The organism is Rhodanobacter lycopersici (assembly GCF_040812335.1).
GTDB classification, from domain to species: Bacteria; Pseudomonadota; Gammaproteobacteria; order Xanthomonadales; family Rhodanobacteraceae; genus Rhodanobacter_A; species Rhodanobacter_A lycopersici.
Genome location: NZ_JBFOHK010000002.1, coordinates 988,379 through 1,006,305 on the forward strand (window position 1 = coordinate 988,379; position 17,927 = coordinate 1,006,305).

14 protein-coding genes and 1 pseudogene are annotated in these 17,927 nt (G+C 64.4%); 11 read left to right on the top strand and 4 right to left on the bottom strand.

The window, feature by feature from the left end; all coding sequences use genetic code 11:
* Positions 1-34: 34 nt before the first annotated feature.
* The 5 genes from ABQJ54_RS11335 to ABQJ54_RS11355 all read left to right on the top strand — a co-directional run bounded on the left by ABQJ54_RS11335 (position 35) and on the right by ABQJ54_RS11355 (position 6,960).
* Entirely contained in the window at positions 35-286 is a 252-nt protein-coding gene (locus tag ABQJ54_RS11335; RefSeq protein WP_367854392.1) for a transposase, read from the top strand.
* Positions 287-453: 167 nt separating this feature from the next.
* Positions 454-3,678 carry a TonB-dependent receptor gene (locus ABQJ54_RS11340; RefSeq protein WP_367854393.1) on the top strand — a complete coding sequence of 1,075 codons (3,225 nt, stop codon included), beginning with the start codon at positions 454-456 and terminating at the stop codon, positions 3,676-3,678.
* Positions 3,679-4,030: 352 nt separating this feature from the next.
* A complete protein-coding gene (locus ABQJ54_RS11345; protein WP_367854394.1) occupies positions 4,031-5,002 on the top strand; it encodes a thioredoxin family protein in 972 nt (323 codons plus the stop codon).
* 246 nt (positions 5,003-5,248) lie between these two features.
* A complete protein-coding gene (gene ssb, locus ABQJ54_RS11350) occupies positions 5,249-5,773 on the top strand; it encodes a single-stranded DNA-binding protein (protein ID WP_367854395.1) in 525 nt (174 codons plus the stop codon).
* Between the two features lie 158 nt (positions 5,774-5,931).
* Positions 5,932-6,960: a LacI family DNA-binding transcriptional regulator gene (locus ABQJ54_RS11355; protein WP_367854396.1), complete on the top strand. Its 1,029-nt coding sequence runs from the start codon at positions 5,932-5,934 to the stop codon at positions 6,958-6,960.
* Positions 6,961-6,978: 18 nt separating this feature from the next.
* On the opposite strand, the gene ABQJ54_RS11360 is transcribed toward ABQJ54_RS11355, so the two are convergent.
* Positions 6,979-8,490: a GH39 family glycosyl hydrolase gene (locus tag ABQJ54_RS11360; protein WP_367854397.1), complete on the bottom strand. Its 1,512-nt coding sequence runs from the start codon at positions 8,488-8,490 to the stop codon at positions 6,979-6,981.
* Between the two features lie 41 nt (positions 8,491-8,531).
* Entirely contained in the window at positions 8,532-11,453 is a 2,922-nt protein-coding gene (locus ABQJ54_RS11365) for a TonB-dependent receptor (RefSeq protein ID WP_367854398.1), read from the bottom strand.
* Positions 11,454-12,010: 557 nt separating this feature from the next.
* On the opposite strand from ABQJ54_RS11365, the gene ABQJ54_RS11370 reads away from it, so the two are divergent.
* From ABQJ54_RS11370 to ABQJ54_RS11395, 6 genes and pseudogenes are all read left to right on the top strand, one after another.
* Complete coding sequence (locus tag ABQJ54_RS11370; RefSeq protein ID WP_367854399.1) at positions 12,011-13,675, top strand: alpha-glucosidase; 1,665 nt, start codon at positions 12,011-12,013, stop codon at positions 13,673-13,675.
* 37 nt (positions 13,676-13,712) lie between these two features.
* Positions 13,713-14,687, top strand: coding sequence for an alpha/beta hydrolase (locus tag ABQJ54_RS11375; RefSeq protein WP_367854400.1), 975 nt, complete (start codon positions 13,713-13,715; stop codon positions 14,685-14,687).
* 57 nt (positions 14,688-14,744) lie between these two features.
* Positions 14,745-14,939 (top strand): macro domain-containing protein, encoded by a 195-nt coding sequence (locus ABQJ54_RS11380; RefSeq protein ID WP_367854401.1) that lies wholly within the window; start codon positions 14,745-14,747, stop codon positions 14,937-14,939.
* Positions 14,903-15,718: pseudogene (locus ABQJ54_RS11385) on the top strand (macro domain-containing protein); the annotation flags it as partial. The gene ABQJ54_RS11380 and the pseudogene ABQJ54_RS11385, both read left to right, overlap by 37 nt.
* A 32-nt stretch (positions 15,719-15,750) precedes the next feature.
* Positions 15,751-16,332, top strand: coding sequence for a DUF6037 family protein (locus tag ABQJ54_RS11390; protein ID WP_367854402.1), 582 nt, complete (start codon positions 15,751-15,753; stop codon positions 16,330-16,332).
* Between the two features lie 290 nt (positions 16,333-16,622).
* The gene (locus ABQJ54_RS11395; protein WP_367854403.1) at positions 16,623-16,874 is read left to right on the top strand and encodes a hypothetical protein; all 252 of its coding nucleotides are present in this window, start codon (positions 16,623-16,625) and stop codon (positions 16,872-16,874) included.
* Between the two features lie 111 nt (positions 16,875-16,985).
* Here the strand turns inward: ABQJ54_RS11395 and ABQJ54_RS11400 are convergent, their stop codons facing one another.
* Positions 16,986-17,336, bottom strand: a complete 351-nt coding sequence (locus ABQJ54_RS11400; protein WP_367854404.1) for a hypothetical protein — start codon at positions 17,334-17,336, stop codon at positions 16,986-16,988.
* An 11-nt stretch (positions 17,337-17,347) separates the two neighbouring features.
* The coding region (locus ABQJ54_RS11405) for an RHS repeat-associated core domain-containing protein (protein WP_367854405.1) at positions 17,348-17,927 on the bottom strand (580 nt) is incomplete at its 5' end.

The window sequence follows — 17,927 nt, forward strand, 5'->3', positions numbered from 1 at the left end:
CACTTGACGAGATAACGGGGACTGGAAGATGCGCATGAGGTTCTATCCGGAAGAGCTGAAGGACGAAGCCATCCGGTTGGTAGTCAAGCATCGGCTCACCACGAGTGAGGCAGCTCTGAAGCTGGGTCTGCGCAGTGAAGTCGTTCGGGTCTGGGTACGCCGGTTCCGCTGCGGAAAGGCCCGTCTCAATGACATCGATCAGCTGCGCGCCCACGTGAAAAAGCTCGCGATGGAGCGCGACACGCTGGCCAGTATCGCTGTCCGGCTTCTGGAGAAAACGAGTTGATTCATGCGTATTCGGCATGCGAGTGCCGAGGCGCGTAATTGCCCGGATGCAGGGGCTGTTTGTTGCTGCTTGTACAGGTGTTTCGAATCACGGGGAATAAACCTTTTTGGACCGTCGGCCCGAGAGGCCAAGGCCTTTGTTCACGGCATATGCTGGGGAGTCGTTTAATGAATATCGCGAAATTCCGTAATTCATCGTTGCATGGTGCGCGCCTGCGTCGCACGGCACTGGCTTTGGCCATTGCCGCCGGTGCCGGCATGACCGGCCAGGCGCTGGCGCAGGCCACCACCGGTTCGATCTTCGGCACCGCGCCCGTATCGACGGGCGAGACGGTCCGCATCGTCAACAACCAGACTGGCCTGACTCGCGAAGTGGCGGTGGACAGCACGGGCCGCTTCGGCGCCAACCAGCTGCCGGTGGGCAATTACACCGTGTCACTGATGCAGGGCGGCAACGTGGTCGCTTCGCACGACCATGTGCAGGTGAGCGTGAGTGGCGGCGCCCAGGTGCCGTTCACCGCCGCCGAAGCCGGCCAGAACGTGCAGAACCTCTCCAGCGTGACGGTAACGGCGAACTCGGTGCCGGCGATCGACGTGTCCTCGACCCGCCAGACCTCGGTGATCACTTCGCAGGACCTGAAGGTGCTGCCGGTGGCGCGCGATGCCGAGGCCATCGCCATGCTGGCGCCCGGTGTCTCCGGCGGCAATGCCGTGCTGGGCACCGGCCCGGCCGGCACCCCGCTGCTTTCCTTCGGCGGCAACTCGGTGATGGAGAACTCGTACTACATCAACGGCTTCAACACCACCGACCCGGTGGGCAACACCGGCGGCATCGCCCTGCCGTATTTCGCCATCGCCGAGCAGCAGACCATCACTTCCGGCTACGGCGCCGAATACGGCCGCTCCACCGGCGGCGTGATCAGCCAGGTGGGCCAGCGCGGCGGCAACGACTTCCATGCCGGCGTCTACGTCACGATGCAGCCGGGCTGGGCGGAAAACAGCTACGACAACACCTACTACGGCAATGCGCTCTCCACCACGCCGAACAAGGAATGGGGCAATCTCTACCAGTACAAGCGGCAGAACAGCGACTGGAGCACGCTCTACGACGCCTATCTGTCCGGTCCGCTGATCAAGGACAAGCTGTTCTTCTACATCACGGGTGAAGCCGAACACGATCACCACGACAGTGTGACCGGGCTGAACCTGCCCAGCACGAACGCCTTCTACCGGTCGACGGGTTCCACGCTGCCCAAGTTCTACGGCAAGCTGGACTGGAACATCAACGACAACAACACCCTCGAATACACCTACGTCAATACCAAGAACGAAACCCAGTTCGACAACCTGTACAACTGGAATTACGCCACGCGCAGCACCGGCGGCTTCAACGCCGTCAACAATCCGATCAATTCGGACAAGTTCAAGGTCAACATCCTCAAGTACACCTCGTACATCACCGACAACCTCACGCTGAGCGTGCTGGCCGGCAAGATGAAGAGCACGTACTTCGACCAGTTCGAGCCTTATGCGGGCTTCGATCCGGACATGCCGGGCCTTGCCTCCATCGCGAACGTGAACCCCAACGTTCCGGGGTACACCAACGTCAACAACAACATCTATGCCATCAGCGCGGGTTCGCCGGGACACAAGTCGACGACGAACAACTTCCGCCTGGACCTGGACTGGAAGCTGGGCGACCACGATCTGCGCTTCGGCATCGACAACCAGCGCAGCGAGGATATCGACGACGGCACGATCACCCCGGGGCCGGGGTACTATTGGAATTTCTATAACCCGGTTGCGCCGATCAGCGCGCAGTACCAGGAGTGCAACAACCTCGGTCAGTGCATCTACAACCCGCGGAACTTCGCAGGTGGCGCCAGCGGCTACTACGCCGCCAAGGTGTTCTACGGCGGCACCTCCTCGTTCGTGGTGCAGCAGAAGGCGCAGTACATCGAGGACAACTGGCAGGTCACGCCGAACCTGCTGCTGAACCTCGGCCTGCGCAACGACCAGTTCACCAACTACAACGGTGCCATGGTCCCCTACATCCGCCAGACCAAGCCGCAGTGGGCGCCGCGCCTCGGCTTCAGCTGGGACATCTTCGGCGACAGCAGCGCCAAGCTGTACGGCAATGCGGGCCGCTACTACCTCGCCATCCCGTCGGGCATGGGTACGCGCATGGCGGGCGCCAACAACTACAGCTACGAGTACTACACCTACGGTTCGATCAATGCGGAAGGCATCCCGCAAACCATCGCGCAGATACCCACCACGGCCACGCCGTATTCCGCCGATGGCGAGTATGGCCAGCCCAAGGATCCGCGTACCGCCTCCTCGGCCGACCTGAAGCCGATGTACCAGGACGAATACGTGCTGGGCTTCCAGAAGGCGCTGCATGCCTTTGGCCAGTCGCTGGTGTGGACCAGCCAGGCCACCTACTCGAAGATGAATAATGTCATCGACGACACGAGCGCTTTCTGCAGCACGGCAGGCACCGGCTACGCCGTCACCACGCAGCCCACTGCATGCGCCAGCGGCTATAGCTTCCTGCCGCCGGATGCCGACCCGTCCACCTGGACCGACGACTACCTGGTCAATCCGGGGCGCAGCAACGTGATGCGCTACCAGAAGACCGACGGCAGCTACGGCACCTTCGTCTGGAATCCGCATACGGCCCAGAGCGCCGCCGGGGCGGTCGTCGGCTTCCCCGCCGCCTTCCGCAAGTACTACAGCCTGGAGGAGTCGCTGGAGCGTCCGTGGGACGGCAAGTGGATGGCCAAGATCGACTACGTGTTCTCCAAGAGCTACGGCACCACGGAAGGTCCGACCGAGTCGTCCACCCACCAGGTCAGCTCGTCGTCGGGCGCGGCGGGCGGCTACAACTCGGGCGGCCTCACCGAGGCGTGGGATTACCCCGAGCTGATGCAGTACGCCAACGGCGAACTGCCCAATTCGCATCGCCACACGTTCAAGGCCTACGGCACCTACGCCATCACGCCGGAATGGCTGGTCAGCGGCACCTACATCATCCAGTCGGGCGCGCCGATCACTTGCCTGGGCTATTTCGGCCCGGGGCAGACCAATCCGATCGGCTATGGCGAGGCCTACCACTGGTGCGGCGGCCATGCGGCACCTCCGGGAGAGATGGGCCACACACCATGGACGCACCAGCTCAACCTGTCGGTGAACTACGTCCCGGCATGGGCCGGCAAGCACCTGACCCTTCAGTTGCAGCTCCACAACGTGTTCAACGAGCAGAACGTCACCGCCTACAGCGACTTCTACGGCGCGACGAATGTCGCGGGTGGCGCGGATCCCACGTACAAGGAACCGTGGGGCGTCGAGGATCCCCGTTACGCGGAATTCAGTGTGAAGTACGACTGGTAAGCAACGCGACTCTCCTCCCCGGGCCATCGCGAGTCGATGGTGCGGGGAAGGAGATCAGGCAAACGAAAAGGCCACCGGTTGTCCGGTGGCCTTTTCGTTTCGTCGCACCCGCCGTTGGCTGCAGCCAGCCGAAACGCGGCGTACGGCATGTCGTGGCGGTGCGGCCGGGTTCGCGCGCCCGCACCGCGCTCGCCGTATCGGATACTCCGCGCCTGGTCTGGTGGGGTGCGAGGCCAGCCGGGAAGTGAGGAGGGTCGGACGGCACCAGCCGCAGCGAACGCGGTATTCTCGGCGCAGGGCTTTGTCGGCAATCGCTGGTGTGGCCGGCGACGGCGAGTCGGAGGAGGCGGTCATGAGGCTCTTCAGGCGTCTGCTTGTCTGTGTGCTGATGTCGTTCTGCACGGAAGCCATCGGTGGCGCTGCGGCCCTGTCTCCAGGAGCGCCGGTGCCGGAGTTCGCCGGGATCGCCGGCTGGCTCAATTCGCCGCCACTGAGCATGGCCAGCCTGCACGGCAAGGTAGTGCTGGTCGATTTCTGGGCCTATTCCTGTATCAACTGCATTCGGGCCTTGCCGCATGTCGAGCATCTGTACCAGGCCTACAAGGACAAAGGCCTGGTGGTGGTCGGCGTGCATACGCCGGAGTTCGACTTCGAGGCGAATCCGGCGAATGTGCAGGCCGCGGTACAGCGGCTGGGCATCACTTATCCAGTGGCGATGGACAGTCATGGCGACACCTGGAACGCCTGGCACAACCAGTTCTGGCCGGCCGAGTACCTGATCGACCAGAACGGCCGGCTGCTTGGACATCATTACGGCGAAGGTGCTTATGACGCCATGGAGAACGCCGTGCGTGCGCTGCTGGGGCTTGGTCCGCTGCCTGCCGGTACCGGCGGAACAGGCCAGGTTGCCGCTGCCGACGACACTCCGGAGCTGCATTTGGGCAGCGCGACCCAGTCGGGGCTGGACAGTTCCGAAGCCAGTGGCGGAAGCAACGGCGTGCATCACTTCAGTGCGCCGGTTCAGCCTGCCGCCAATAACTACGCCTTGAATGGCGTATGGCAAATCACGGATGAATATGCCCAGCTGGCAGGTAGACAGGGCGAGATCAGGTTGCGCTTCAAGGCGGCGAAGGTCTACGTGGTGGCCAGTGCCGTGCAGCCGGTCACGCTGCAGGTGATGGTCGATGGCAAGCCGCAGCCTGCCGTCACCGTGCATGGCAGCCAGCTCTACACCCTGTACGACGGCGCAGCCGACGGTGAACACGTGCTGGTGCTGCATGTCCCGCAGAAGGGTCTGCAGGTCTACAGCTTCACCTTCGGCTGAACGGGGCGCCGCGGACACGGCGGCAACTGATCCGCACCCATGGCATGGAATGGGTGATCTGGCCATCGAGTCGACCCTGGATGCGCCGCGGCACGACGCCGGCTGGCGTTCCGCATCTGCCCGGGACTACAGCGTCCGCCGGCCGCTGCGGATGCTTTCGGGTCCCGGCAAGGTATGATGGCCGACACTTCAACCCCGGCCGCAATCCAACCTCAAGTGCGGCCGGCTCAACCAGGAAGCGAATCCATGGCACGCGGCATCAACAAGGTCATTCTGGTCGGCAACCTCGGCAACGATCCGGAAGTGCGCTACACCGGCAGCGGTACCGCAATCGCCACGTTGAGCGTGGCCACTTCCGAGAGCTGGACCGACAAGCAGAGCGGCGAGCGCCAGGAGCGCACCGAATGGCACCGCGTGAAGATGTTCGGCAAGTTGGCCGAGATCGCCGGCGAATACCTGAAGAAGGGCCGGCAGGTCTACATCGAAGGCTCGCTGCGTACCGAGAAGTACACCGACAAGAGTGGCGTGGAGAAGTACTCCACCGACATCGTGGCCAGCGACATGCAGATGCTCGGTGGTCCCGGCGGTGGCGAAGGCGGCGCGAGTGGCGGCGGCTTCCAGCGCGAGCGCCCGCAAGGTGGTCAGCGCCAGCAGGGCGGCGGCGGCAACTACGGCGGCGGTTACGGCAACCAGTCGCGTGGCGGCGGCGCACCGGCGCCGTCGGCGCCCGCTAGCGGCGGCGGCTTCGAGGACGACGACATTCCGTTCTAGGACACGCTTATCCATAAGTGGTGAAGAAAAGATTGAGAAAGCCCGCCGCCACGGCGGGCTTTCTCGTGTTGGCGGCTGCACCTGGTGCGCGAGCTGCACGGCGCCCCTACACTCCCCAAAGGGGCTGCCGGCACATGGCCGGTGCGGAGAACATGCACATGGCCACTTCCCTGGATATCGCCCAACTGGCGGGAGTCTCGCAGTCCACGGTTTCGCGTGCGCTGCGGGGCGACCCGATGGTCAACGAGCGGACCCGTGACCGGGTGCGGGAGATCGCCCGTCGGCTCGACTACACGGTCGACAAGAACGCCTCCAACCTGCGCACGCAGCAGACCCGTACGCTGGCCCTGCTGTTCTTCGAGGATCCCACACCCGACGAGTCGAACATCAATCCGTTCTTCATGGCGATGCAGGGCTGGATCGCCCGCGTCTGCTCCGAGCGCGGCTACGACCTGCTGGTTTCTTTCCAGCAGATGTCGCGCAACTGGCATGCCGAGTACACCGGCAGCCACAAGGCGGATGGCCTGATCCTGCTCGGCTACGGCGATTTCCTGGCCTATCGCAGCAAGCTCGACGCCCTGGTCGAGTCGGGTACCCGGTTCGTGCGCTGGGGCTCCATGCTGCCGGACCAGCCCGGCATCACCATCGGCAGCGACAACCAGCTGGGCGGGCGCATGGTGACCGAGCACCTCGTGGCCCAGGGGCGTCGTCGCGTGGCCTTTCTCGGCGCGCCCGAGCATTCGCCGGAAGTCATGGAGCGCTACCGCGGCTACGAGGCGGCCTTGCGCACGGCCGGCATCGCGATCGACCCGGCGCTGCGCATCGATGCGGTGACGACCGAGCAGTCCGGCCATGACGCCGTGCTCGCGCTGCTCGACCAGGGGCGGCAATTCGACGCCGTGTTCGGTGCCAGCGATCTGATCGCGATCGGTGCCATGCACGCCCTGGCGGAGCGCGGCCTGAAGGTGTCCGACGACATTGCCGTGGCCGGCTTCGACGACATCGCCATGGCCGGCAACGTCAGCCCGTCGCTGACGACGGTGGCGCAGGACACACGTCGCGCCGGCCGGCTGCTGGTGGAGGCCTTGATCAACCTGATCGAAGGCAAGCCGGTGCAGAGTACCCGCCTGCCCACGCATCTGGTGGTGCGGCATTCCAGCGTGGCGATGCAGCCTGCCAACACCTGAGCCGCCGCGGACGGCGGCCTAGCGCAGTTCCACCACCACCAGCCCCTGCGGTGGAATCGTCACGCTGAACTTGCCGTCGTGCACCGGTACGTATTCGGCTGGCGCCATGCGTGCAGCCTGCCGGAGCGCCTTGATCTGCTCCAGGCTGGGATAGTCGGGGCGTCCCATCGCGTCGAATGCCGGGATGACGTCGCCATGCCCGGTGTCGAGCCGCCACAGCGTGGCCTGGGCGGCGCCGGCGAGGTGGGCGACGTCCACCTCGAAGCGTTCCGCGGGTCCTGCGGGTGCGCCGCGCACGTAGCTGGTCGTGGTGCTCACCGGCGGCGCATAGTTCCACAGTGCCAGCACGATGCTGCCGTCCTTGCGGCGCGTGGCGAGCACCGGGCCGTCGCCGGCCGGCAGGCGGGTATGGCCGAGCCTGTGCAGCATGGCGAAGGCATTGAACGCCGGCTTCGGGATCCCGCGTTCGGCGATCAGGCCGTAGCCGCCGTAGAACGGCGTCTTCACCACGCCCTGTTCCTCGAACACGTCCGAGAAGGTCCAGAAGCTCATGCTGTCGACGAAGCCGGCGCAGTCGTGGATGACCCGCGCGAGGTACGGGCCCATGTAGACCGAGTCGGTGATGTCGGGCCGGGTGAAGGCCGAGGCGTTGAATTCGCTGAGGATGAACGGCAGCTTCGGGTAGGGCGAGTCCGCGATCTGCCGGTGCACCTTCTGCACGTCGGGGCAGACGTTGCCGTAGGCGTGGGTGCTGACGAAGTCCACCGGCACGTGCTGGGCGTGCACGTGCTGCAGGAAGGCCGGGATCCAGGCGACCGCGGAGGTGGACGGCCCGCCGACGCGCAGCCGCGGGCTGACCGCTTTCAGCGCCCGCGCGGTGTGGTCGTAGAGCTTGAAGTAGCTGGCCTGCGCCGGCTTGCCGTTCCAGAACGCGATGTCGGGCTCGTTCCAGACCTCGAAGTACCAGCTCGACACCTCGTCGATGCCGTAGCGATCCACCAGGTGTTGCGCGAACGCCTTGATCAGGCCGTCCCACAGCGCGTAGTTCTTCGGCGGCGAGGCATGCAGCTGGTAGAAGAACACCTTGGTGGCGTCGGGGTGGCTGTCGAGGTCGGGCGGCATGAAGCTCAGCTCGACATAGGGCTTGACGCCGCGCGCCAGCAGGCCGTCGTAGATCTGGTCGACGTAGGAAAAGTTGTAGACGGGCCGCCCCTGTTTGTCGAGCTCGAACACCCCGACTTCGCCGTCGAGGATGCCGTGGGCACGCACGTAGGTGAAACCGGTGGCCTGCTTCACCATCGTCAGGTCACGCCGGTAGTCGTCGCGCAGGGCGAGCACGGCGTGGCCGGAGCCGAACATCTGTTCCCAGAAATGCGGGAAGTCCGTGCCCCGGGCCTGCGCGTCGACCGTGACCTTGACGATGGGCGTGGTGTCCGGCGCGGAGGGCGGCATGGCGCCGGCAGCCAGCGGCCATGCCAGCAGGCCGGCGAGGACGCGGCTGGCGAAACGGTAGTTGGCTTTGCCGGTCATCTTGCTTCCCTGGTCGAATCTGCCGGATGCGCCGCGCGCGTTCAGAACTTGAGGCTGAATCCCGCGTACAGGGTGCGCCCGAAGTACTGCAGCGTGCTGGTCTCGGCCGGATTGCCGAAGTAGGTGCGCGTCGGCTGGTCGGTGAGGTTGAGGACCTGGAACAGGGCGCTCAGGTGTTTGTTGAAGTTGTAGGCCGCCTGGTAGTCGACCACCTTCTCGGCGGCGAAATACACGGTCTGGAAGGTGAACGACACCTGCGCGGCGGAAACGAACGGCGAGCGGTAGCTCGCGGCCAGCCGGGTGGAGAACTTGCCGTTGTCGTAGAACAGCGCGGCGCTGGCCACGTCCCTGGACAGCCCGGGCAGCCCCTGCTGCTGGGGGAAGCCGCCGAGGTCGGATTCCACCTTGGTGCCGCTCTGCGTGTAGGCGTAGTTCAGGCTCACGCCCAGGCCGGACCAGATGCCGGGCAGGAAATGCGTCTTCATGAATTGCAGTTCGAGGCCACGCACGTAGCCGCCCTTGGTGTTGTTGTAGGCGGTCTGGAACTCGCCGTCGATATAGGGCTGGCCGGTCTGCGGGTCGATCGGCACGGTGTAGCCGTGGGCGGCGAAATCGTAGTTCGGGTCGGTGATCGTCTGCACGAACGAATTGATGTGCTTGTAGAACGCGTCCGCCGCGAACACGCCGCTGGAATCGGGGAAGTAGTGCTCGAACACAAGGTCGTACTGGGTCGCGTACATCGGGTCGAGCAGGGGATTGGTGCCGCTCGACAGGTTGTAGGTGCCGTTGAGGATGTAGGAGGCGACGCCGGACTTGAGCAGGTCGATCGGCGGGCGCGACATCACCTTCGCCACCGCGAAGCGGAGCTGGTTGTGGTCGTCGAGGTGCAGGTTGAGGTTCAGCGACGGCAGGTAGTTGGTGTAGCTCTGTCCCGGGTCGACGCGGATGTAGTCGGTGCTGATCACGCCGAGCCCGTCGGCGATCGGCTCGCCGGTGCCGTTGCCGACTTGCTGCAGGCCCGGGCTGTACTGCGAGGTGTGCACCACGCGCAGGCCCACGTTGCCGGTCAGTTCGCGGTCGAACACGGTGGTGTCGATGTCGGCCTGCAGGAAGGCGTCGCGGATCTTCACGTTGACCGCGCCGCTCTGGGTCTCGGTCCAGTTCTGCGACCAGTCCTTCTGCGGGTTGGGCACGATGCCGTTGGCGGCCAGGATCGCTGCCGTGTCCAGCGCCAGGAAGCATGGGAATCCGGCGAACCCGCTGCCCTTCCAGCAGGTCTTGACCGCATCCGAGCTGTTCAGGGTCAGCGGCGGCTGGTTGGGCGTCGACAGCCAGTACTGGCCCCAGGCGGATCCGTACAGCCACACCGAGCGATCGGCGGTGTAGGTCTGGTTGTTGAGGTAGATGCCGCCTTCGAGGGCGTAGAACACCGGATTGTTGAGCAGCTCGTAGCGCACCGTGGTGCGGAACGCCTCCCGCTGGTCGTGGTAGCTGGTCGGGTAGACGTCGTAGCTCGACAGCGCCATCTGGCCAAGGTTGGTGTACATGCCCGGGTTGGCCACCGAGAACTCGCCCACGTTGAGCCCGTGCAGCGCGTACGTGACGGACTGGTCGGCGATCAGCGGCAGACCGGAACCCAGGCCGTTGTAAGGGTCGGCGGTCACGTCCGAACCCAGCGAGTAGCTTTGCGCATGCGAGGTCGAAAGGTCCGCCGTCACGGTCCACGGGCCGTCTTTCCACTCGGCGTTCAGGCCGCCGGAAAACACGTTGGCGGAGGTGGACTGGTTGTTCGCCGTGGTCGCGACGGAAAACGCCTGCAGGCCGGGGATGCCGAAATAGCCGCCCGGGATGCTGCTTGCCGTGCCGCCGATCAGCGCGCCGTTCGGCGCGATCACCGGATCGGTGATGACGGCGCCGCCATTGGTGAACAGTTGCGCGCGCATGCCGTACTGGACCGACTCATCGTCGTAGCGCGAGAAGAAACCGCTGCCGGTCAGCTTGAAATGATCGTCCGGCTGCCACACCACGGTGGCCATGTAGCCGTGGCGCCGCTCCGCGCCGCCGTCCTGGTTGATCTGCATGCCGGTGTTGACGTAGGTGGACTTGCCGTCGAGCAGCACCGGCGTCGTCGAGTAGGATTCGTTGACGTACTGCTCGGCGACATGCGGCTGGGACAGGTCGGCGAAGCCCAGGCCGACGCCGAGCGTGTTGTCCAGGAACTTGCCCTGCCAGGCGGCGCTCACGCGGAATGCCCGCGGGTTGTCGCCATAGACGTCGTTCGCTCGCGGGTCGTAGCTGCCGCGGGCATCCAGGTTGAAGGTCTGCTGCTTGCTGCTGTCCAGCGGATTGGCCGTCTGCATCGCGATCGTGCCGCCCACGCCGCCCTCGATGAGGTCGGCCTGCGAGGACTTGTACACGGCCACCTGGTTGATCAGCTCGGAAGGGTAGTCATCGAACTGGATGTAGTTGCTGCCGCTGGTCGAAGGCTGCACGCGGCCGTCCAGCGTGGTCTGGACGAAGTTGCCGGTCAGGCCGCGCAGGTTGATCTGCGACGCTTCGCCGCCGATGCGTTGCGCCGCCACGCCGGGCAGCTGGGTCAGCGAGTCGGCGATCGACTGGTCCGGCAGGCCGCCGATGTCGGCGGCGGTGACGACATTCTCGATCTTGTCCGAAAAGCGCTGGATATCGATCGAGGTCTCCATGCTGCGGCTGAACCCCGTCACGGTGACCGTGCTCAGGGTCTTGGCGAGCTTTTCTTCCTTGCCGGGTTTCTTTCCGCTGGTCTGGCCGCTTTTGTCGCCGGCGTCTTTTCCGGCGGTCGGGCTGCCGTTCTGGGCATTGCCCTGCACGCTGGCGCCGTTGGCCTCGGTGTCCTGTGCGGGGTTCGATGCGTATGCCTCGCAGCACAGACCCATGCCCGCCGATACCATCGCCAATACAAGCATATTGCGCTTGAAACTCATGACAGCACGCCCTCCCGTTTCGCCATGGCGCATTTCAAATGGATGTCTGTTTGATTGGCCGATGCCTCCCGTTCCACACGAAAGACATGCCCCGCAGGCCAGATCGGAAGGATGCTAGAGCGGCGTTTTCGCGGCAGACAACTTCCGCATACGTATGCGACGAATGAATACGATTGTGAAAAACCGGCGGCGGCAATGCCGGCGCGCCACCGCGAGGGCGATGCGGAAGGCGCAGTTCAAAACCGGGCGGTATCCGGTGCTTGCGTCACGGCCTCTTCGATCTTGCGCGGCAATAAACGCGTCGGCGCATGGCGATCAATGATCTGGGAAGGCCGGATGCGGATTCGTGGTGTCATGCAGCATCGCGTACGCCGCGGGGATGCGCCGTTCCGGTTTGCCTGCGCGATGCGCACCCGGTTGCGCGGGACCGGTTCCCGCGATGAATACGTTTGCGACGCCTGCGCATGCGCCCGCGGGTCGCGTAGGCTTGCCGCTCCCGACATTGCCTTGAGTCGCGCATGCGTCGCCACGCGTGCCCCCCGGACCGGAGACACCGCATGAACGACGCCCCCTGGTGGCGCGGCGCAGTCATCTACCAGATCTATCCACGCAGCTTCCAGGACAGCAACGGCGACGGCATCGGCGACCTGCCGGGCATCACCGAAAGGCTGGACTATGTCGCCAGCCTCGGCGTGGATGCGATCTGGATCTCGCCTTTCTTCAAGTCGCCGATGGCCGACTACGGCTACGACATCGCCGATTTCCGCGACGTCGATCCGGTGTTCGGCACGCTGGCCGATTTCGACCGCCTGCTGCACAAGGCGCACGCGCTGGGCCTCAAGGTGATGATCGACCAGGTGCCCAGCCATACCTCCAGCGAGCACTCCTGGTTCGAGGAAAGCCGCCGCAGCCGCGACAACCCGAAAGCCGACTGGTACGTATGGGCCGACGCGAAGGAAGACGGCACGCCGCCCAACAACTGGCTGTCGATCTTCGGCGGTTCCGCCTGGCAATGGGAGCCGCGCCGCAAGCAGTACTACCTGCACAACTTCCTGGCCGCGCAGCCCGACCTCAACTTCCATCATCCCGACGTGCCCGCAGCCGCACTGGAGCATCTGCGCTTCTGGCTGGATCGCGGCGTGGACGGCTTCCGCCTCGACTCGATCAATTTCTGTTTCCATGACCGCCTGCTGCGCGACAACCCGGCCAAGCCCGGTGACCAGCGGGTCGGGCGCGGCTTCTCGCCGGACAGTCCCTACGCGTACCAGTGCCACCTTTTCAACAACACCCGGCCGGAGAACCTGGCCTTCCTGGCCCGCCTGCGCGGGCTGCTGGACGAGTATCCGGATCGCGTCGCGCTGGGCGAGGTCTCGTCCGAGGACTCGCTGGCCACCATGGCCGAGTACACCGGCGACGGGCGCCTGCACACGAGCTACAGCTTCGAGCTGCTGGGCGATGAGCACTCCGCCAGCCACATCCGCGGCACGGTGGAGATACTGGAGCGCCGGATGCCGCACGGCTGGCCATGCTGGGCGATCTCCAACCACGACTGCATGCGGGTGCGCTCGCGCTGGGCCGCGCCGGACGCGCCCGACCACGCTGCCAGCCTGTTCAGCGCGCTGGCCTGCAGCCTGCGCGGCTCGGTGTGCGTCTACCAGGGCGAGGAACTGGCGCTGCCCGAGGCCGAGCTGCCCTACGAGGCCTTGCGCGATCCCTATGGCATCGCCTTCTGGCCCGATTCGAAGGGCCGCGACGGCTGTCGCACGCCGATGCCGTGGCGTGACGAGGGGCAGGGCGGTTTCACCACGGGCGCGCCCTGGCTGCCGCTGGACGATCGCCATCGTCGTCTGAATGTCGCCGCGCAGGAAGCCGATCCGGTGTCGCCGCTGCACCGCTTTCGCCGTTTCCTGCAGTGGCGCAGGCAACGGCCGGCGTTGAAGTGGGGAGACATCCGCTTCCTCGACACGCCGGAGCCGTTGCTGGCCGTCATGCGCAGCTGCCGCGAGGAGACGATCCTGGCCGTGTTCAACCTGGGCGGCGATGCCGCGACACTGCCATGGCCGGCCGGAGAGGCTCGCGTCTGTGGCGATCACGGACTCCCGGGCGGACGCATCGAGAACGGGCGGATCGTGCTGCCCGGCTACGGCGCGCTGTTCGCCGAAATCGACGCGCCGCTGCCGATACATCACGCTGGCGAGGCCGTGGAGGCCGCCGGCACCTGAGCCGAACGCAGGTCAAAGTCTGGACGAGGGGAAAACCATGCAAGTTGCAACGCGACCTTTCAGCATCCTCCTTGCCGTGCTGCTGCTCGGCGTGGTGGCGCCGAGCTTCGTCACGCCGGCCGCGGATGCCCCGCCGCCGGGCGTCCCCGCCGGGAAGATCGTGCGGCTCGACCGCTTCCCCTCGCAATACGTGGCGCCACACGACGTCGACGTGTGGCTGCCGCCGGACTATCCGAAGCAGGCGCCGTATGCCGTGCTGTACATGCTCGATGGCCAGAACCTGTTCGGCGAACGCGAGGCCGGCAAGATGCAGAGCTGGCACGCGGCGGCCACCGCGGCGCAGCTGATCGCCGCGGGCAAGACGCGCCCGTTCATCATCGTTGGCATCGCCAACGCGCAGTCGCTGCGGATGAGCGAATACTTCCCGCAGCAGCCGTGGGAATCGCTGACGCCCGCGCAGCGGCGGACGCTGTTCGCGCAGCAGCTGGGCGGTTTCCAGATACTGCCGGTGGCGCCGTATTCCGACGCCTTCCTGAAGTTCGTGACACAGGAACTCAAGCCGGCGATCGACCAGCGCTTCGCCGTGGACGCCAAACCGGAAGCGACCTTCGTGATGGGTTCCAGCATGGGCGGCCTGATGGCCTGGTACGCGCTGGCCGAATACCCCGGCACGTTCGGTGGCGCCGCGTGCCTGTCCACGCACTGGCCCGGGCCGTACCTTTCGCTGGATGCGAAGACCGACGACCCTGCGCCGGACGCCTTCGTGGATTACATCCAGCGCCATTTCCCCGCACCGGACCGGCACAGGATCTACTTCGACCACGGCACCAGGACGCTCGACGCGTACTACGGCCCGATCCAGGCACGCGTCGACCGGTTGCTGCAGGCGAAGGGCTGGCGCGGCAGCCACTTCGAGAGCCGGGTGTTCGAAGGCGCCGAGCACAGCGAGAAATCCTGGGCGGCGCGGCTGGCGATCCCGTTGACGTTCCTGCTGGCGCCGGCATCTAAATAAGGGCGAGAAAAAGCGTCGTTCTTTGGCTGTGCCGTACGGGATGCCTGGATATTTCTGATGATCACGTCCACCCAAGGCAACCTGCTTGAGACCCGAGCCGAGGCGCTGGTCAACAGCGTCAATACCGTGGGTGTGATGGGCAAGGGCATCGTGCTGATGTTCAAGGAGCGGTTGCCGAAAACCTCCGTCGCTACGCCACCGCCTGCAAGGTCAAGGAAGTGCGCGTCGGCAGGATGTTCGTCACCGAAGTGAACGAACTGGATGGCCCACGCTGGATCGTCAACTTTCCGACCAAACAGCACTGGCGAGGCGCTTCTAAGATCGAATGGATCACCGAAGGGCTGCAGGATCTGCGCCGCTTCCTAATCGAGAACAAGGTCAAATCCATTGCCATCCCGCCGCTGGGCGCGGGCAACGGCGGATTGGACTGGGCCGCGGTTCGCCTACAGATCGAGGAGGCGTTGGCGGGTCTTGATACCGAAATTCTCGTGTTCGAGCCGACCAGGGGATACCAGAACATCGCCAAGCGCGCCGGTGTGGAGAAGCTGACTCCGGCGCGAGCCCTGATTGCCGAGCTGGTGAGCTGTTACTGGGTGCTGGGCATGGAGTGCAGTTTGCCGGGGATCCAGAAGCTGGCGTGGTTCCTTGAGCGGAACATCGAGAGCGCGGGTCCGACACCGCTGGATCTACGCTTCACGCCGCACGAGTACAGCCCCTACGCCGAGCGCCTACGGCATCTACTGGAAGGGCTGGATGGTAGCTACCTGCACTGCGACAAGCGCATCGGCGATGCCGGCCCGCTGGATGTGATTTGGTTTGACGACGAACGTAAAACCTTCGTCCAGACCTACCTCAAGAGCGAAGCCAACGCCATGTCGGCAGCGGCACTCTGGCGTCCTGATCGTTTAGCCGCTAAACGCGGCATCACCATTACTCGCGCTGGGGCTTCGTCTTGGCGCGTGCGCCTTTGCTTTCAGCCGGCGGCAGCCGGCCCGCTCCGCCGGAGAGCGGGCTTTTTCTTTAGGTTATAAAGACATCTCCGTACCTCACCGCAGCTCTCGCTATGCGCCTGACTGGATTGCAACCGCTGTACCGCAGCATGCGTGCGCAGAACATGGGACGTGCCAAGTTTCGCTACCAGCACAACCATCTCACCTTCGAGTGCCTGTTCTTTGCCGATCTCGAACCGTTCGAGCTGGTGCTGGGATGCCTGGGCGAAGGCTTCACCATCTTCGTGGAAGTGCACCAGGGTTTCGCGATCAGAACCTTCATCGAACCACCCGAAGCGTTCTTCGCGTTGCGCAGAGCGCTGTTTCAACAGGCTGGCAACGATCACCGCCTCAACCCCGCCGAGTTCTTCGCCGAGTTCAACCGGCATATCCCTGATCACACCACACCCGCGCACACGCCTTCGGCCGACGACGTGGTGCGTTATTACCCCCACATCGAGCACGCCGACAAGCGCTATTTCTGCGGCTGGCTGGACAACAACAAGCAAGGCAATCGCGTGTCACCGGAGAACCTGGCCAAGACACGCCGCTTACAGGGTCAGCGTGCCCACGATTTCTCGCTACGCCGCAACCAGAGCACCCGTTGGACGCACAAGCGAGAGGATGCCGTCGCGTTCTTCGTGCCGCCCGAGTAAGGCCGGCGGTAGCCGGCCCGCTCCGCAGGACAAGACACCGTTGAGCGCCCCGGCGCGAATAAGGGAAGTGATGTTGGCCAACATTTTCAAATGTAGGCCTACATCACCTGTCTTGCCCGCACTTCGCGCACGGTATCGCCGCCGCTGGGAACCGCATTTGCGCCGCGCCCCGAGCCGCATGTCCCCGATAGCGTGCCGGCATCGCCCGGCATGTCACCGGCATAGGCACGGCATCCCGCCGCACCCGGCTACGATGCGCGGGTGACCCTGATCGAGAGAGGAAGCACGCCATGCAGAACCATCGCGAAGGCCGCTGCGGCACACCACTGGTGATGTGCGGACAGCTCACGCTTCGACCCGAGGTCGAGGCCGTCGAGCCGGTACTGGAAACCCAGGGCTATGCCGCCGTGCCGAGCTGGCGACACGATGGCCGATGGGAGCTGTGGACGCGCGAGGGCAACATCACAAGCGGGCCCAGCGAGACCTTCGCTTCACGCGGGGATGCGCTCACCGCCGGCCGCCTCTGGCGCGACGCCCGATAGCTGCCCCGATCGGTCGGTGTTCAGGGCCTGAACAGCGCTGCGCAGAGCAAAGAAGAACGCCCGCACAGGGCGGGCGTTCCGATTCATGACGCAACTTCCGGCTGGTTCGAATCAGGGAGAACGTTTCGTAGAGAGGTACGTCTCTCCATCTTGCAGTGCATCCGTGACCATAGCTCGGTCGCCTTTGCCTGAATATGGCTCGAAAGCTTTTAGCTTGGTGACACTCGATTTAATACCAATCATCAACACGTCCTTTGCGTCATCGCTATTATTTTTGTCCAAAAGCGAAGCAACTGCTATGTTGTTTTCCAAGCTACTAGCCTCACACGCAAGCTGCGCACCCAGTGCGCTAGTCGGCTGCACCTTAACCTCATGCTCCTTCCAATGCAGACCAGCAAAAAAGGCTGCGCCAGAAAGAGCAACAATTAGCAAAATAACATAAAAAATCTGCGCTTTTTTCATGATTAAATCCACTATTTGCACGATGCCACACATTGTTTTAGGTGCCGCCCAGCGACGTAATCCGCAGCCGACCACATCGCCCCAACATTAACTCTACACATCACTGGTCCGTTGGGATCATCCGGGTTGGGGATGTCGGTTGCGCATTCGTTCAACTGATCGATTTCGAATTCAGCAGTCGCGTCTTTTTCACGGCTATACGCCGCTACACATGCCGCAGGTGTCAGAGGCTCTGGAAATCCTTCCGGAGTACGCGGCAACTCCAACTCCGCCCACGGCGGCGGCAAGAACGGCCCCATCGGCGGAGGTACGCCCGGAGGCGAAAGCCCCGACGGGTCGACATACATCAGCGGGTTGTTCAAGCCGTAGACGTACAGATCAATGCCGCCGTTAAAGCCGGAAGGATCGGGCTGATCGAAGCCACCACGAGCCGAGTCGAAGTACCGCGCCCCGTTGTACATCAACCCCGTTTCCACATCGTAGTACTGTCCGGGGAAGCGCAGGTTGTAGGTATAGCCGGTCGTTGAAGTCGGGTCCAGCTCCCCCCACGGGTTGCCCGCGTACGCCCACTGCCAGACCGTGGTGCCGCTG

Bases quoted from the DNA above. Each gene is read 5' to 3' on its own strand.
- ABQJ54_RS11335 (WP_367854392.1), top strand. From the start codon at position 35: ATGAGGTTCTATCCGGAAGAGCTGAAGGACGAAGCCATCCGGTTGGTA.
- ABQJ54_RS11345 (WP_367854394.1), top strand. From the start codon at position 4,031: ATGAGGCTCTTCAGGCGTCTGCTTGTCTGTGTGCTGATGTCGTTCTGC.
- ABQJ54_RS11340 (WP_367854393.1), top strand. From the start codon at position 454: ATGAATATCGCGAAATTCCGTAATTCATCGTTGCATGGTGCGCGCCTG.
- ABQJ54_RS11400 (WP_367854404.1), bottom strand. From the start codon at position 17,336: ATGAAAAAAGCGCAGATTTTTTATGTTATTTTGCTAATTGTTGCTCTT.
- ABQJ54_RS11370 (WP_367854399.1), top strand. From the start codon at position 12,011: ATGAACGACGCCCCCTGGTGGCGCGGCGCAGTCATCTACCAGATCTAT.
- ABQJ54_RS11360 (WP_367854397.1), bottom strand. From the start codon at position 8,490: ATGACCGGCAAAGCCAACTACCGTTTCGCCAGCCGCGTCCTCGCCGGC.
- ABQJ54_RS11390 (WP_367854402.1), top strand. From the start codon at position 15,751: ATGCGCCTGACTGGATTGCAACCGCTGTACCGCAGCATGCGTGCGCAG.
- ABQJ54_RS11355 (WP_367854396.1), top strand. From the start codon at position 5,932: ATGGCCACTTCCCTGGATATCGCCCAACTGGCGGGAGTCTCGCAGTCC.
- ABQJ54_RS11365 (WP_367854398.1), bottom strand. From the start codon at position 11,453: ATGAGTTTCAAGCGCAATATGCTTGTATTGGCGATGGTATCGGCGGGC.
- ABQJ54_RS11375 (WP_367854400.1), top strand. From the start codon at position 13,713: ATGCAAGTTGCAACGCGACCTTTCAGCATCCTCCTTGCCGTGCTGCTG.
- ABQJ54_RS11395 (WP_367854403.1), top strand. From the start codon at position 16,623: ATGCAGAACCATCGCGAAGGCCGCTGCGGCACACCACTGGTGATGTGC.
- ABQJ54_RS11380 (WP_367854401.1), top strand. From the start codon at position 14,745: ATGATCACGTCCACCCAAGGCAACCTGCTTGAGACCCGAGCCGAGGCG.
- ssb (WP_367854395.1), top strand. From the start codon at position 5,249: ATGGCACGCGGCATCAACAAGGTCATTCTGGTCGGCAACCTCGGCAAC.